Raw genomic sequence first — 15540 nt, forward strand, 5'->3', positions numbered from 1 at the left:
TCACTTCCCTCCGCGGTGCGCTCGACCGATGCGCACCGCAACGCCACACCTCCACACCGCAGCGAGCAGAGCCAGCTACGCCTGGGCGATAGCCTCGAACCAGTTCAACGCCGAAACCATCGCCGCCACCCTGCGCGGCGCGTCCACTCGCGCCTGGATGCACGCTTCACAGCGTGCGGCCTGCCCGCCGCCGTCGCCTCCCGCACAACACTATCGCCTTTAATTTTGCGCATTAATTTCAAAACTATGCACAAATTTATATTTGATGCATAATAAAGACGCAGTGATAAAACGCGGCAGCTAGCCGTCATAACGAGGAGACTTCATGAAAAGTACGAGCAACAAACGCGTGTTCAAGCCGGCGCTGGCGACGCTGCTGCTGCAATGCGCCGCGGTGTCGTCAGGCTGGGCAATGGAAGTAGCGACGGGCAATCCCGAGCTCAAGCTCAGGTGGGACAACACGGTCAAATACAACGCCGCGTTCAGGCTGAAGGGCCAGGCGCCCAGCCTGCTCGCCGACGCCAATATGGACGACGGCGACCGCAATTTCGACAAGGGCCTGATCTCCAGCCGGGTCGACCTGTTGTCGGAAATCGACTTATCCTACAAGGACTCGGGCCTGCGCGTCAGCGGCGCGGCCTGGTATGACACGGTGTACAACCGTGCCAACGACAACAGCTCCCCATCCACCGCCAGCCAGAGCACCGTCCCCTACCAGCGCTTCACCCGCGGCACGCGCGACCTGCACGGCCGCAAAGCAGAACTGCTGGACGCCTTCGTCTACACGCGCGCGGAACTGGGCGGCATGCCGGCCAGCGTCCGGCTGGGCCGCCACACGGTGCTGTACGGCGAGTCCCTGTTCTTCGGCGACAACGGCATTGCCGGCGGCCAGGCGCCGGTCGACGTGATCAAGCTGCTGTCGGTTCCGGGCACGCAGTTCAAGGAATTGCTGATGCCGGTAAACCAGCTGTCCGGCCAGCTGCAGCTCAACTCCAGTTTCACGCTGGGCGGCTATTACCAGTTCGAGTGGCGCGCCAACCGCATCCCCGCCTCCGGCAGCTATTTCTCCGGCGCCGATTACGTCGGCCCCGGCGCCGAACGATTCTTTGCGCCGGGCTCCTTCGCCCACGTGCACTTCGACCGCAGCGCCGACATCCGGCCCAGCGACAGCGGCCAGGGCGGCCTGCAGCTGCGCTACCGCCCGGAGAGCGAGATCGCCGAATTCGGCCTGTACGCGACGAAGTACCACGACAAGGACTTCAATCTCTACCTGAAGCCCGCAGCCATCCCCGCCCTGCCCTCCATCGGCAGCTACGAGCATGTCTACGGCCAGGACATCAAGGCGTTCGGGGCCAGCGCCAGCACCACGCTGGCCGGCGCCAACGTGGCGTTCGAAGTGCTCACCCGCCACAACGTGCCGCTGGTCAGCGACCCGGTGGTGGCCTTCGGCGCCGACAACGCCGGCAACCCCGCCTACGCGGTCGGCAAATCGCTGCACGCCAACGTCTCGGCGATCTATGTGATGAACGGCAGTGCACTGTGGGATGGCGGCACCTTGCTGGCCGAAGTGGCATGGAACCGCCGCCTGAGCATCAGCCGCAACCCGGCCGCGCTCGACCCGAACACCACGCGCGACGCCTCCGCGCTGCGCGCGCTGTTCATCCCCGAGTACTACCAGGTCTCGCCCGGCGTCGACCTGGCGGTGACCATGGGCGTGGGCTACACCATCAGCGGGCGCTCGTCGACCAATGTGAAGTTCGGCGGCGGCGCCGAGCATGGCGGCGACATGAGCCTGGGCGCCAGCCTGGACTTCCGCAAGCAATTCAAACTGAGCATGAACCTGGTGCATTTCTACGGCGGCGCGGGCACCTTCATCTCGCCCAACACGCTCCCCGCCGCGACCATCCTGCAGTACCGCCAGACCAATAAGGACCGCGACTTCCTGTCGGTCTCGCTGCAAAGCACTTTCTAAACACGAGGAGCACTGAACATGAACAAGATGAGCATGGGCGCGGCCATCACCGCCGCGATACTGGGCCTGGCATGGGCGGCCGGCGCGCAGGCCGTTGTCGGCCCCGACGAGGCCGCGAAACTGAAAGGCGAGCTGACCCCGTCCGGCGCCGAGAAGGCCGGCAACAAGGCCGGTACGATCCCGGCCTGGGACGGCGGCTACACCAAGGCGCCGGCCGGCTACAAGGAAGGCGACCCGCGCCCCGATCCCTACGCCAACGAAAAGCCGCTGCTGTCGATCAGCGCAAAGAACATGGACCAGCACGCCGACAAGCTGACCGACGGCGTCAAGGCGCTGATGAAAAAATACCCCGGCTACCGCATCGACGTCTACCCGACCCACCGCACGGCCGCCATGCCGCAGTGGGCCTACGACAACACATTCAAGAACGCCACCCGCTGCAAGACCACGGACGGCGGCCAGTCGATCGAAGGCTGCCATGGCGGCGTGCCCTTCCCTGTCCCCAAGACCGGCCATGAGCTGATGTGGAACCACCTTCTGTCCTGGAAGGGCCAAGCTAGCTCCATGCAGTTCCGCCTGTTCGTGACCACCTCGGACGGCAAGTCCACCATGGCCTCCGACGGCCTGAGCGAAGTGCAATCGCCTTACTGGTTCAAGGACGGCTCGCCCGAGAAGTTCAACGGCGACTACAACAACCTGATGCTGGTCACCTACGGGCCGCCGTTCAAGGCCGGCGAATCCATCCTGCTGCGCGACACCGTCAACGCCGGCAAGGGACGCCAGGCCTGGCAGTACCTGGTGGGCCAGCGCCGCACGCGCAAAGCGCCGACGCTGGGCTACGACACGCCGGACAGCGTGGCCTCCGGCGCCTTCTACTTCGACGAGGCCTTCGGCTTCTCCGGCGCGCTGGACCGCTACGACTGGAAGATCCTCGGCAAGAAGGAAGTCTACGTCCCCTACAACACCAACCGTACCTGGCTGGCCAAGGCCAGCGACCTGCTCGGCCCGCAGCACCTGAACCCCGACCATGTGCGCTGGGAGCTGCACCGCGTGTGGGAAGTCGAGGCAACGGTGGCGGCGGGCAAGCGCCACGCCGTACCCAAGCGCCGCTACTATCTCGACGAGGACACGTACAACATGGTGCTGTCTGACATGTGGGACGGCCAGGGCCAGATCTGGCGCGTCGGCTACACCTTGCCGATGGCGATGGGCGACGTGCCGGGGTCGGTGGCGCAGACCTTCGGCCTGTACAACCTGCTGGCCAACACCTATGTGCTGGCCAACTATCCGGGCGAGAAATCCTACCAGTACAAGCAGATGCCGCCCTTCAGCGACAGCTACTTCACGCCGGAGAACCTGGCCGCCAAGGGTTCGCGCTAAGCGCCGCACCCCACCGCAAAGCACGGCGGCCGGACGCCACTCCCGGCCGCGCTCAAGGAAACCACCATGACACCTATTTCATTCAAGCCGCGCCACGCGGCAAGGGGGCTGCTGGCCCGAGCCACCTTCACCGCGCTGGCCGCGCTATGCTGCAGCCTCGCGCGCGCCGAACCGGACGTGCTGGAACGCCCGGCCCTGATAAGCGCGAAAGCGGCCGGCTCGGTCCTGCTGGCGCTCGCGCAAGCGGGGCCGCGCCTGGTCGCGGCCGGCGAGCGCGGCATCATCCTGTGGTCGGACGACGGCGGCGCGAGCTGGCGCCAGGCCAGCGTACCGGTCAGCGTGTCGCTGACGGCGCTGCGTTTCACCAGCGCGCGCGACGGCTGGGCGCTGGGCCACAGCGGCGTGCTGCTGCGCACGCGCGACGGCGGCCAGAGCTGGACCAGGCAGATGGACGGCAAGCAGGCCGCCGCCCTGGTGCTGGAAGCCGCCAAGGCGGCCGGCGCGCAGGGCCCCGCGCTGGCGGAGGCCGAGCGCATGGTGGCAGAAGGTCCCAGCAAGCCCTTCCTCGACCTGCATTTCTTCGACCCGCAAAACGGCCTGCTGATCGGTGCCTTCGGCATGGTGTTCGCCACCGCGGACGGCGGCCAGACCTGGCAGCCGGCGCAGCAACGCCTCGCCAACCCGCAGGGCAAGCACCTGTACGCCATCGCGGGCGACGGCGACGGCTGCGTGATCGCCGGCGAACAGGGCGCGGTGTTCCGCTCCACGGACCGGGGGCGGACCTTCAGCACGCTCGCCACCGGCTACGAGGGCAGCTATTTCGGCGCCCTGGCGCTGGCCCCGCGCAGCGCGCTCGTATTCGGCATGCGCGGCAATGTGCGCCGCAGCGACGACGCCGGCGCCACCTGGCAGAAAAGCGAGATTGCCGCCGGCGCATCGATCACGGCGGGCCTGCGGCTGCGCGACGGTTCGCTGCTGCTGGCCGATGAAACCGGGCAGCTGTACCGCAGCACCGACGAGGGCAAGCGCTTCGTCCACATCGCCCCGCCGCAGCCCTCGCCCTTCACCGCCGCGGTGCAGCGCGCCGACGGCAAGCTGCTGTTATCCGGCGTACGCGGCATCACCAGCGTCGCCCTGAACTCCATCAAGGCACAACCATGAAGCCCCCAGCATCCGACCATCCCGTTATCGCCGATCCGGCCGATTTCGACCGCCGCTCCGGCTCCCCGCTCGAGCGCCTGCTGTTCAACCACCGCGTCGTCGTCGTGGCCCTGTTCCTGCTGATCACCGCCGCGCTGGCGTGGTCGGCCCTCGGCCTGCGGCTGAACCCCAGCTTCGAACGCATGATCCCGGCCAGGCATCCCTTCATCCTCAACTACCAGGCGCACAAGGCCGACCTTGGCGGCCTGGGCAACACGCTGCGCATCGCGGTCGCCATCGACGCGCAAAAGCCGGGCACCATCTACGACGCGGCCTACCTGGACACCGTGCGCAAGCTGAACGACGAACTGTTCCTGCTGCCCGGCGTCGACCGTTCCTTCATGAAATCGATCTGGATGCCGGCCGTGCGCTGGATAGGCGTGACCGAAGAAGGCCTGGACGGCGGCCCCGTCATCCCGGACGGCTTCGACGGCTCGCCTGCCAGCCTGGAGCAGCTGCGCGCCAACATCGAACGCTCCGGCGAGATCGGCTCGCTGGTGGCGCCGGACCTGCGCTCGACCGTCATCGTGGTGCCGCTGCTGGAATCGGAAGGCGCGCAGCGGCTCGACTATGTGCGCCTGTCCGGAAGCCTGGAACAACTGCGCGCGCGCTACGAGGCGCAGGGCGTCAAGATCCACATCACCGGCTTCGCCAAGGTGGTGGGCGACCTGATCGAAGGCATGCGCCAGGTGCTGCTGTTCTTCGCCGTCGCGCTGGCCATCTGCACCGCTATGCTGCTGTGGTACACGCGCTGCATGCGCAGCACGCTGCTGGTGGTGGCGTGCTCTTTGGTGGCGGCGGTCTGGCTGCTGGGGCTGTTGCCGCTGCTGGGATTCGAACTGGACCCGTATTCCATCCTGCTGCCCTTCCTGGTGTTCGCCATCGGCATGAGCCATGGCGCACAGAAGATGAACGGCATCATGCAGGACATCGGGCGCGGCACGCACAAGCTGGTGGCGGCGCGCTATACCTTCCGCCGCCTGTTCCTTGCGGGCTTGACGGCCCTGCTGGCCGACGCCGTGGGCTTCGCCGTGCTGATGGTAATCGACATCCCCGTCATCCACGACCTGGCGCTGTCGGCCAGCATGGGCGTGGCGGTGCTGATCTTCACCAACCTGATCCTGCTGCCGGTGCTGCTGTCCTACGTCGGCGTCAGCCCCGCCGCCGCGCTGCGCAGCCTGCGCGACGAGGAAGCGCCGCGCAAGCTGGCCTTCTGGGCCTTCCTGGACCGCTTCACGCAGCGCCGCTGGGCCGGCGGCGCGCTGGCCGTGGCCGCCGTGCTCACGGTGGCCGGCGGCGCGGTCAGCCTGCACCTGAAGATAGGCGACCTCGATCCCGGCGCGCCCGAGCTGCGCGCCGATTCGCGCTACAACCGCGACAGCGCCTTCATGGCCGCCAGCTACGCCGCCAGCAGCGACAACTTCGTGGTCATGGTGAAGACGCCGCAGTACATGTGCGCGCAATACGGCACGCTGGCGCAGGTGGAGGCGCTGGAGTGGAAGCTGCAGCAGCTGGCGGGTGTGGAGTCCACCAACTCCTACGCCACGCTGAGCAAGCGCGCCTCGGCCGCCATGAACGAGGGGAACATGAAGTGGTTCGACCTGCCCCGCTCACAGGACTCGCTGAACGCCATCACCACCCGCGCGCCGCGCGAGCTGCTGAACCAGAACTGCGACCTGCTCACCGTCTATGTCTACCTGAAGGACCACAAGGCCGACACGCTGGACGGCGTGGTGCGGGCGGTGGAGGCCTTCGCGGCCGCCAACAACAGCAAGGACATCCAGTTCCTGTCGGCCGCCGGCAACGCCGGCATCGAGGCCGCCACCAACATCGTCGTGAAGAAGGCCAACACGCAGATGCTGCTGCTGGTCTACGCGGCGGTGACGCTGCTCGCCTTCATCACCTTCCGCTCATGGCGCGCCGTCATCTGCGCCATCCTGCCGCTGATGCTGACGTCGGTGCTGTGCGAGGCGCTGATGGTATGGCTGGGCATAGGCGTGAAGGTGGCGACCTTGCCGGTAATCGCGCTGGGCGTGGGCATCGGTGTCGACTACGCGCTGTATGTGGTGTCGGTGACGCTGGTGGAATTGCGCCGGGGTGCGAGCCTGTCGGAGGCCTATTACAAGGCGCTGCTGTTCACCGGCAAGGTGGTGGTGCTGACCGGCGTGACCTTGGGCGTAGCAGTGGCCACCTGGGCCTTCTCGCCGCTCAAGTTCCAGGCCGACATGGGCATACTGCTGGCCTTCATGTTCATCTGGAACATGCTCGGTGCACTGATCCTGCTGCCGGCGCTGGCGCATTTCCTGCTCAAGCCCGCCGTGCAGGCGCGCCACGCCAACATTCAACTGAAGGAGGAAACATGCAACGCTATCTGATCAAACTGCTGGCCGCCATGCTGCTGGCCGCGCTGCCGTGGACAGCCTACGCCCAGCAGCCCGCCTCGCGCGACGAGGCTGTGCTGTTCGTCAAGAAGGCGATCATACACCTGCGCCAGCAAGGCAAGGACCAGGCCCTGCGGGACTTCAACAATCCGCAGGGGCCGTTCCTCGACCGCGAACTGTACATCATCGTGCTCGACATGAACGGCGCGCTGCTGGCGGACCCCTTGCATCCCAAAATGGTCGGCAAGCCGCTGGTCGACCTGCGGGACGTGAACGGCAAATACTTCGTCCGGGAAGAGCTGAAACTGGCGAAGGAGAAAGGCAGGGGCTGGGTCGACTTCCAGTGGCTGAACCCGCTCAGCAAGGCCATGGAGCCGCGTTCCAGCTATATCGAAAAGGCTGACGACCTGATTGTGCTGACGGGCGTGTTTCAGCAGCGTTGAAGCGGCGGGATGCGGACCTGCGCCCGCATCCCCGTGTATTACTGCAGCGTCGCCAGTTGGCGCTCGATGGCCTGGCTGATGCTGGCCTCGGTGTGGCCGATGTGTTCGCGCAGCAGCGCGACGGCCTTGTCCTTGTCGCGCGCCAGCACGGCGTCCAGCAACTCCTGGTGTTCATTGTTCTTATGGCGCTCGGTCTGGCGGTGCAGCGCCGAGAAGCGGCGATAGCGCTCGGCCCGGTCGAACAGGGAATCGATCATGCCCAGCAGCAGCGTCGACGGGCAGGCCGAGAACAGCGCGAAGTGGAAGGCCTTGTGGCGCTCCGCCCAGTCGTCGTCCAGCGCCAGCGGCCCCTTGCCCAAACGCTTTTCCACCATGCCCAGCCGGTGGAACGCCGCCAGCGCGTCCCCCTCCCATTGATCGTCGCCATGCTCGATCGCGTCGGCCAGCGCCTCGCCCTCCAGCAGACGCCGGATGCGGGTGATCTCGCGGAAGTCGGCCACCGTGATCGGGGCAACCCGGAAACCCTTGTTTTCGCTGGCGTTGACGATGCCTTCCTGCGCCAGGCGATTCAGCGCCTCGCGGATCGGCGAGCTGCTCAGGCCGTAAGCCTTGGACAACGCGTCCACCTTGAGCTTGGTGCCGGGGCTCAGTTCACCGCACACGATGGCGCGCTTCATCTTGTGCAGCGCAACTTCGATCAAAGACGAACCGGTGGCGGGGGAGGAATCAGCGGCTTGCTTTTCCATGGTGGGCATTCCTGATGGGGGAGATATCACATTTTATGCGTAAAGCGGCTAAAAATGCAAATTATTATAGATTTATAGTTTTGTGCACAAAATAATATATTATGCATATATAACTCAACCATCAGGAGACACCCATGCCACGCACACCCTTCAACACCTATGAAAACAGGCTGCTCTTGCTGCTGTTCTTCACGGTAGGCTTCGTCTTCTTCGACCGCCTGTCGATCAATTTCCTGTTTCCTTTCATGCGCGCCGAGTTCGAACTGACCAATGGGCGCATCGGCATGCTGACGTCGGCGCTGGCCTTGACCTGGGCACTGTCGGGATACTTCCTGGCCACCTGGGCCGAACGCCTGAAGCGCCGCAAGACCGTCCTCGTCATCGCCGTGGTCGTGTTCTCTGTCTGCTCCATCGGTTCCGGGCTGGCAGGCAGCTTCCTGTTGCTGCTGGTCGCCCGCGCCGTGATGGGCCTGGCCGAAGGCCCGGTGCTGCCTATCAGCCAGTCGCTGATGGGCTACGCCTCCAGCGACTCGCGCCGGGGTTTCAACATGGGCTTCATCCAGGCCTCCGCCGGCGGCCTGCTGGGCGCGGTGCTGGCGCCCATGGTGGTGGTGCCGCTGGCCACCGAGTACGGCTGGCGCACCACCTTCTTCCTGGCCGGCGTTCCCGGGCTGATCATCGCCGCCTTCCTCGTCAGATACCTGGCCGAGCCGAGACAGTTCGCACCCCGGGCGGAGGCCGGCCTGGTCCATGCCGAGCACCTGTCCTTCATGGGCATGGTCAAGCAGCGCAACATCGGCCTGTGCCTGCTCATCAGCTGCCTGCTGATCACCTGGTTCGTCGCCCTGATGACCTTCACCCCGATCTATCTGATCGAAACGCGCGGCTTCAGCCCGGGGCAGATGGGCATGCTGATGACCATACTCGGCGTATCGAGCGTCATCAGCGGCTTCGTGGTGCCCGCCATTTCGGACCGCATCGGCCGGCGCCCGACCATGGCCTTCTTCGCCGCCGTCGCCGTCGCCGTGCCCCTGGTGCTGGTCTACGCGCACACCTCCCTGCCGGTGCTGGGCGCGCTGCTGTTCGCGACCTACTTCGGCTACGGCTGCTTCCCGCTGTTCCTGGCGACGATACCGGCCGAGACGGTGGGCATCGCGCACGCGGGACGGGCGATCGGCCTGGTGATCGGCGTCGGCGAAGTGGCGGGCGGCTTCATCGCGCCCACCGTCGAAGGTTACGCCGCCGACCATTTCGGCGCGCAGGCGCCGTTCCTGATCGCGTCGGCGGCCGCCGCCGTGGCCGCGCTGCTGTCGTTCGCGCTGAAGGAAACCGCGCCGGGCCGGGCGCGGCGCGCGCACGCGCCGGCATCAAGCGTGCAGGACACGCTGGGAGCGTAAGGACGGATCCGGGCCCGGCATTTTCCGCCATCGGCAGGCGCGAGTTTACTTTTTTATGCCGGGCGCGCACCCGCATTCAGGACTTAATCCGCGGGGATACGCCTAAAGTTAATCATAGGGCGCAGCACGATGACAGGGAGGGGACCAATCGATTCATTTGGGCGCAGCTGGATCTTTGCGGTAATGAGGAGTGATCAAGACGGCTGCTTAGTATGTGTGGGATATGCACGCAAGGCGTATCCGGTACCTGTACCGTTGAAAATCGGGAGCACTGAAATGAAAACGCAAAGCCAGCCGACCAAAGAGCAAGTCCGGCACTATATGGAAGCGAGGCGGACCCAGCAATGTCCGCCACCATCGATCACGGAAATACGGCGCCAGCTTGGCTGGGGCCTGATGGCTGCGCCGCGATACGATCGCAGTTGTAAATGAAAAATCCCCGCCCTTGCGGGGCGGGGACCATGACAAGCGGCCGCGCACTGCGCGGCCCATCCATCTTCAAGCCATGCTCAATCCGTGGTCGGATGCGGCGCCCTGCCCGTCGTGTCCGGCGAGCCTGGCGCGCAAGGCGTCCAGCAACCGCAAGCCTTCCGCTTCCGAGCCGGCGGTGCCGAACACGTAGTGGTCGGGCCGCACCACGGCCACCCGGCACTTGCGCTCGGCCATCCAGTCGCGCAGCACAGCGCCCTGCTCCTGGTAGTCCTGCAGGCCGGGCGCGGCCTGCAGGCCGGCCTCGCGCAGGCGCACGAACGACAGCGGCAGGCCCGCCAAGGCAGGCGTGCCGCGCACCGCCGCCTCGAACGGCGCCAAGTCCACGCCGGCCGCCAGGACGACGCGGAAGGCCAGGCCGGTAAAGCTGTCCAGCAAGCCGCCGCGCCCCGCATGGTCGCTGACCATGGGCTGCGGGAACAGCGCGCCGCGCGCGCCGACGCCGTCGAGCGGCGCCAGGAAGCCGCCGGACAGTCCCGGTATCAGCGACTGCCGCACCGTCGGCCCCGTGTTGCGGGCCATCTCCGCCAGCATGGCCTGGTCGCGCGCCTCGGCCCGCACCGGATCGCGCTCGCAGATCACCTGGCCGAACTCCTTGGTCACCAGCGTGGTATGGCGCACATGCGGCTGGCGCTCCTCCTGGTAGGAATCGAGCAGGGAGGACGAGGCCAGGCCACGGTTCACCAGCGCCAGCTTCCACAGCAGGTTGGACGCGTCGCGTATGCCCTGGCACATGCCCTGCGCCATGAACGGCGGCGTCATGTGGGCTGCATCGCCCAGGAAGAACTGGCCTCCCTCGCGCCAGGTCTTCAGGATCAGCGCGTGGAAACGATAGGACGACGCGCGCCAGATCTCGTATTCCCCCGGCGCCAGCCAGCGCGACAGCAATTGGGCCACAGCCTCCGGCTGCGCGATGCCGGCCGGCGTCTCGTCCGGGTTGATCATGAACTCCCAGCGCCGGTGGCGTCCGGGCCCGACCACATAAGTGCAGGGGCGTTCGGTTTCGCAGTACTGGATGTTGGTGGCCGGCAGCCGCTCCAGCGCCTCCGGCGATACCATCACGTCGACCACCATCCAGGGCTCGTCGAACTGCAAGTCCTCCATTTCCAGCCCCAGCCTGCCGCGCAAGGCGCTGGTGCCGCCGTCGCAGGCCAGCACATAGCGGCTGCGCACCTCGCGCTGCGCGCCGTGCTTGTCGCGCAGGCGCACCGCGTAGCCGTCACCCTGCGCGGCCACCGCCAGCGCCTCGGTGCCCAGCTCCAGGCGCACGCCGGGACGCTCCTGCAGGCGCGCGCGCAAAGCGCCTTCAACGGCGGGCTGGGAAAACACATAGTTGGGCGCCCAGCCCAGCGGATACGGCGCACCGGCCGGCACGATGCGCTTGATCACGCGGCCCCCGGCGCCGTGGTATTCCGAAGTGCGGTAAGGCATCACATCATTGGCGATCCTGGCGGAGATGCCGACGTTATCGAACACCCGCATCACCTCGTGGTCCAGGCCGAAGGCGCGCGGCTTGTCATACACGTCCAGCAGCTTGTCGACCACCAGCGTGCGCAAGCCCCACATCCCCGCCAGGTTCGCGGCCACCGCGCCGACCGGCCCGGCGCCGACGATCATCACATCGAATTCCATACCGACCTCCCCCGATTCGTGGTTGCGGCCCATGCTCAGGCCCGCTGCAGCCGGATCTTCTCGCGGGTTGCCGCGATCCAGTCCGTACGCGTCATGAAGCCGGGCCGGCGGCGGCACATGGCCTCGGTGGCCGCCAGGATGGTGTCGGTGGGCTGAGCCAGGTCCAGCGGCTCGCGGCATGGCTGCGCGGTGTAGAACGGCGTGTCGACATACATCTCGATCGGGTTGCCTTCGGGGTCGGTGAAATACATGGACCAGGCGTTGCCGTGGTCGACCTGGTCGACCGTGAAGCCGAATTCGAGCGCCTTGCGGTAATAGGCCTGCAAGTCTTCCAGCGACGCAAGCAGGAAAGACAGCTGGTTGATCGGATTGAAGGGCAAGCCGGTGGGCTTGCCGTCGAACAGCACCAGCTGGTGGTGGATTTCCGGGTCCTGCGTCATGAAGAACAGGCGGTGCCCGGTGGAGGCGACGCCCTGGTCGCTGACGATGAAGCCGATTTTCGAGCGGTAGAACTCGACCATGTTGTCGAGGTCGACGCAGAAGATGCCGGTGTGGGTGTACTGTATGCGTGGGAGTTGCGACATGATCTGGTCCTCAGGCTTCGTCGATGACAGGGTTGGACAGCGTACCGATTTGCGAGATGGTCACCTCGAAGCGGTCGCCTGCTTTCAGGAACAGCGGCGGCGTGCGCTTGAAGCCGATGCCGCTCGGCGTGCCGGTGGCCAGGATGTCGCCCGGATTCCACGGCAGCGCCTTGGAGATATAGGAAATGAGCGTGGGGATGTCGAAGGCCAGTTCGGACAACTCGCCCTGCTGCATCTGCTCGCCGTTCAGCAAGCCGGTCACGCGCAGCGCGCGGTAGTCGGCGATTTCATCGGCCGTCACCAGCCACGGTCCGAGCGCGCCGGTGGCCTGGAAGTTCTTGCCCATGCCGTACTGGTGGGTGTGGAACTGCCAGTCGCGCACGCTGGCATCGTTGAAGCAGGTGTAGCCGGCCACATGGTCCATGGCGTCGGCCGGATCGATGTGGGCGCCGCCCTTGCCGATCACCACCGCCAGCTCCGCCTCGAAATCGAACTGCTCGGACACCTTGGGCCGCAGCAGCGGCGCGCCGGCGGCGATCAGCGTCTCATGGTAGCGCTGGAAGATGACGGGATGGGCGCCGATCTTGCGGCCCGCCTCGTGCGCATGCTCGACATAGTTGATGCCCACGCACACCACCTTGCCCGGCTTGGGTATGACAGGCTCCAGCTGCACGCTGGCCAGCGAATAACTGGCCTCGGCGCGGGCCGCGAGCGCCCTGGCCTGCGCCAGCGCGGCATCGTCGGCCAGCAAGGCGGCCAGGTCGGCCACGCCGTCCAGCCGTCCGCTCAGTTCTACCACGCCATCATCGACTACTGCGCCGAAACACGGCTTTCCTGCACGGCGATACGAAATCAACTTCATACATTTCTCCTTGGATGTTCGGGGGACGGGCATGCGCCGGACCTGGAGCAATTATAGGAGCTTGTCGATTTTTGTGCACAAAAATATTTAATTTGCATAAAACATTCTTACATGTATAATTTTAAGCACAGGGCGAGGCGGCCGACGCCGCGCCGCTTCAACGAACACTAAGGAGATGTTGATGTCGCTGGTGAAAGTGCGCAAGTACAAACTGGATGTCGAGGAAGTCTGGCACGAGGGCGGCCCGGTCCTGGCGCGGCCGCTGCGCGTGGCGGTGGCAGTGGCCGTGGTGGCCAACCCCTACGCCGGGCGCTACGAGGCCGACCTGCTGCCCTTCATGGCCGAGCTGCGCCAGCTGGGCGCGGAACTGTCGGCCAGGCTGATCGCCGCGCTGGACGGCGCCGACCAGGTGCAGGCCTACGGCAAGGGCGCGGTGGTCGGCGAGGACGGCGAGCTGGAACACGGCGCCGTGTGGCACGAGGCCGGCGGCTGGGCCATGCGCGAGGCGCTGGGCCAGCCCAAGGCCATCGTGCCGGCGGCCAAAACCATAGGCGGGGTCGGCACGCGCCTGGCCATGCCGCTGGGCCATATCCACGCCGCCTATGTGCGCAGCCATTTCAGCACCGCCGACATGACGGTGTGGGACGGGCCGCGCCGGGGAGAGATCGCCTTCGGCCTGGCAATGGCCACCGGCGGCCGCATCCACGCGCGCTTGGGCGGCTTGGCTGCAGCCGACGTGGCCGGCAACGACGGCCTGCGCTAACAACACAACACTGATAAAACCAAGGAGACCATGATGAGCAAGATGATGCGCGCAGCGAGAATGCATGAAGTCGGCAAGCCGATGGAAGTGGAAATGATCCCGGTGCCGGAGGTGCGCCCCACCGACGTGCTGGTGAACGTGAAGGCCTGCGGCATCGTGCCCAACCTGGGCAATGTGCTGAGCAACTGGGGCAACTGGTTTCCCCACCTGCCGCTGCCCAAGCTGCCCGCCGTCTTCGGCCTCGATCCGGCTGGCGTGGTCGAGGCGGTCGGCTCCCAGGTGATCGGCTTCAAGCCCGGCGACCGGGTGTACGTGAACCCGGCGCGCTATTGCGGCGCCTGCCGCAACTGCCTGGCCGGCGAGACCACAGCCTGCTCGCACTACACCTTCAACGGCTACTTCGGTTTTTCCAAGCGCTCGCAGCGCATCTACGACGACTATCCTTACGGCGGCCTGTGCGAATTCATGACCGCGCCGCAAACCAGCCTGGTGCGCCTGCCGGACAATATGCGCTTCGAGGAGGCGGCCCGCCTGGGCTACCTGGGCACGGCCTACCGCGCGCTGCAGACCGGCGGCGTCAAGCCCGGCTCCACGGTGCTGGTGAACGGCATCAGCGGCACGCTCGGCATAGGCGGCGCGCTGTTCGCGCTGGCGCTGGGCGCGCGCCGCGTGCTGGGCACGGGCCGCAACAAGGAACTGCTGGCGCGCGTGAAGGCGCTGGCGCCGGACCGCATCCACGTGCACGCGCTGGGCGAGCGGCCGATGGGCGAGTGGGCCGAGGAAATCACGCACGGCGAAGGCGTGGATCTTGCGATCGACGCGCTCGGGCCGGGCGCCAGCCACGGCCCGCTGCTCGACGCGCTGGGCACGCTGCGCCGGGGCGGCAAGCTGGTCAACATCGGCGCGGTGGCCGGCGACGTGCCGCTCAACCTGCACGTCTTGATGGATAATGACATCTCCGTCATCGGCTCCGCATGGTTCACCACTGCGCAAGGACAGCAGATGGCGGACCTGGTGGAAGCCGGCGTGGTGGACATGTCCATCTTCGAGCACCATTGCTTCCCGCTGGAGAAGGTTAACGAGGCGATCGGCGGCATCGAGAACCGCGCCGGGGGCTTCAGCAACTTCGTCATCTGTCCGTGAAGGAGAGCAGCATGCAAATCAAACGTATCGTGACCGGACACGACGCCGAGGGCAAGTCGGTGTTCCTGTCCGAATCGGACGCGCCGCGCGCCACGGCGTTCAAGAGCATCCCGGGCCACGCATTTGCGCAGGTCTGGGCCACCGCCCCCGGCGCGGCGCTGCCCGCGCCGCACGGCGATCCCACGCTCGCCGGCGGGTCTCTGCTGCCGGCGCCCGGCGGCAGCAGCTTCCTGGTCGTGACCTTCCCGCCGGACGCCGTCATGGCGGCGGCCGACGGCGCTGCGGCCGGCGCGGAACTGGCCCCTGCCCTGCCCGGCCTGATCGAGACCTTCGAGCCGGACAGCCCCGGCATGCACACCACCGACAGCATCGACTACGCCATCGTGCTCGACGGCGAAATATGGCTGGAGCTGGACGGCGGCGCGCAAAAGCTGGTGCGCCGGGGCGACGTGGTGGTGCAGAACGGCACCCGCCACGCCTGGCGCAACAAGACGGACCAGCCGGCCACGCTGGCCTTCATCTTCATTGGCGCGGCCAGGAAGGCTTGA

The 15540-nt window shown here is 66.4% G+C and carries 13 protein-coding genes; 9 read left to right on the forward strand and 4 right to left on the reverse strand.

Annotated features, from left to right (window positions below; translation table 11 throughout):
* The first annotated feature begins 325 nt into the window (after positions 1 to 325).
* The 5 genes from ACSQ8Y_RS12910 (at position 326) to ACSQ8Y_RS12930 (ending at position 7376) form a co-directional block, all read left to right on the forward strand.
* The gene (locus tag ACSQ8Y_RS12910; RefSeq protein WP_436266874.1) at positions 326 to 1972 is read left to right on the forward strand and encodes a DUF1302 domain-containing protein; all 1647 of its coding nucleotides are present in this window, start codon (positions 326 to 328) and stop codon (positions 1970 to 1972) included.
* A gap of 18 nt (positions 1973 to 1990) precedes the next feature.
* A complete protein-coding gene (locus ACSQ8Y_RS12915; protein WP_436266876.1) occupies positions 1991 to 3352 on the forward strand; it encodes a DUF1329 domain-containing protein in 1362 nt (453 codons plus the stop codon).
* A 66-nt stretch (positions 3353 to 3418) separates the two neighbouring features.
* The gene (locus ACSQ8Y_RS12920) at positions 3419 to 4513 is read left to right on the forward strand and encodes a WD40/YVTN/BNR-like repeat-containing protein (protein WP_436266877.1); all 1095 of its coding nucleotides are present in this window, start codon (positions 3419 to 3421) and stop codon (positions 4511 to 4513) included.
* Entirely contained in the window at positions 4510 to 6927 is a 2418-nt protein-coding gene (locus ACSQ8Y_RS12925) for an efflux RND transporter permease subunit (protein WP_436266878.1), read from the forward strand. Before ACSQ8Y_RS12920 ends, ACSQ8Y_RS12925 begins: the two co-directional genes overlap by 4 nt.
* The gene (locus ACSQ8Y_RS12930; RefSeq protein WP_436266879.1) at positions 6912 to 7376 is read left to right on the forward strand and encodes a cache domain-containing protein; all 465 of its coding nucleotides are present in this window, start codon (positions 6912 to 6914) and stop codon (positions 7374 to 7376) included. Before ACSQ8Y_RS12925 ends, ACSQ8Y_RS12930 begins: the two co-directional genes overlap by 16 nt.
* A gap of 38 nt (positions 7377 to 7414) precedes the next feature.
* Here ACSQ8Y_RS12930 and ACSQ8Y_RS12935 read toward each other — a convergent pair whose 3' ends face one another.
* Positions 7415 to 8122 (reverse strand): GntR family transcriptional regulator, encoded by a 708-nt coding sequence (locus ACSQ8Y_RS12935; RefSeq protein ID WP_436266880.1) that lies wholly within the window; start codon positions 8120 to 8122, stop codon positions 7415 to 7417.
* A gap of 134 nt (positions 8123 to 8256) precedes the next feature.
* Between ACSQ8Y_RS12935 and ACSQ8Y_RS12940 the strand changes: the two genes are divergently transcribed.
* Complete coding sequence (locus tag ACSQ8Y_RS12940) at positions 8257 to 9519, forward strand: MFS transporter (RefSeq protein WP_436266881.1); 1263 nt, start codon at positions 8257 to 8259, stop codon at positions 9517 to 9519.
* Positions 9520 to 10017: 498 nt separating this feature from the next.
* Here the strand turns inward: ACSQ8Y_RS12940 and ACSQ8Y_RS12945 are convergent, their stop codons facing one another.
* The 3 genes from ACSQ8Y_RS12945 to ACSQ8Y_RS12955 are packed head-to-tail and all read right to left on the reverse strand — an operon-like array spanning position 10018 to position 13086.
* Positions 10018 to 11640 (reverse strand): bifunctional 3-(3-hydroxy-phenyl)propionate/3-hydroxycinnamic acid hydroxylase, encoded by a 1623-nt coding sequence (locus tag ACSQ8Y_RS12945; protein ID WP_436266882.1) that lies wholly within the window; start codon positions 11638 to 11640, stop codon positions 10018 to 10020.
* A gap of 35 nt (positions 11641 to 11675) precedes the next feature.
* On the reverse strand, positions 11676 to 12224 hold the full coding sequence (locus tag ACSQ8Y_RS12950; RefSeq protein ID WP_436266883.1) for a VOC family protein: 549 nt from the start codon (positions 12222 to 12224) through the stop codon (positions 11676 to 11678).
* Between the two features lie 10 nt (positions 12225 to 12234).
* The gene (locus ACSQ8Y_RS12955) at positions 12235 to 13086 is read right to left on the reverse strand and encodes a fumarylacetoacetate hydrolase family protein (protein ID WP_436266884.1); all 852 of its coding nucleotides are present in this window, start codon (positions 13084 to 13086) and stop codon (positions 12235 to 12237) included.
* Positions 13087 to 13267: 181 nt separating this feature from the next.
* Between ACSQ8Y_RS12955 and ACSQ8Y_RS12960 the strand changes: the two genes are divergently transcribed.
* From ACSQ8Y_RS12960 to ACSQ8Y_RS12970, 3 genes are read left to right on the forward strand one after another with little or no spacing between them, the layout of a single operon-like run.
* Positions 13268 to 13849: an amino acid synthesis family protein gene (locus ACSQ8Y_RS12960; protein WP_436266885.1), complete on the forward strand. Its 582-nt coding sequence runs from the start codon at positions 13268 to 13270 to the stop codon at positions 13847 to 13849.
* Positions 13850 to 13879: 30 nt separating this feature from the next.
* Positions 13880 to 14992: an alcohol dehydrogenase catalytic domain-containing protein gene (locus ACSQ8Y_RS12965; protein ID WP_436266886.1), complete on the forward strand. Its 1113-nt coding sequence runs from the start codon at positions 13880 to 13882 to the stop codon at positions 14990 to 14992.
* A gap of 11 nt (positions 14993 to 15003) precedes the next feature.
* Entirely contained in the window at positions 15004 to 15540 is a 537-nt protein-coding gene (locus ACSQ8Y_RS12970) for a cupin domain-containing protein (protein ID WP_436266887.1), read from the forward strand.

It is taken from the genome of Pseudoduganella sp. LjRoot289 (assembly GCF_964252925.1).
Classification (GTDB): Bacteria; Pseudomonadota; Gammaproteobacteria; order Burkholderiales; family Burkholderiaceae_D; genus Rugamonas.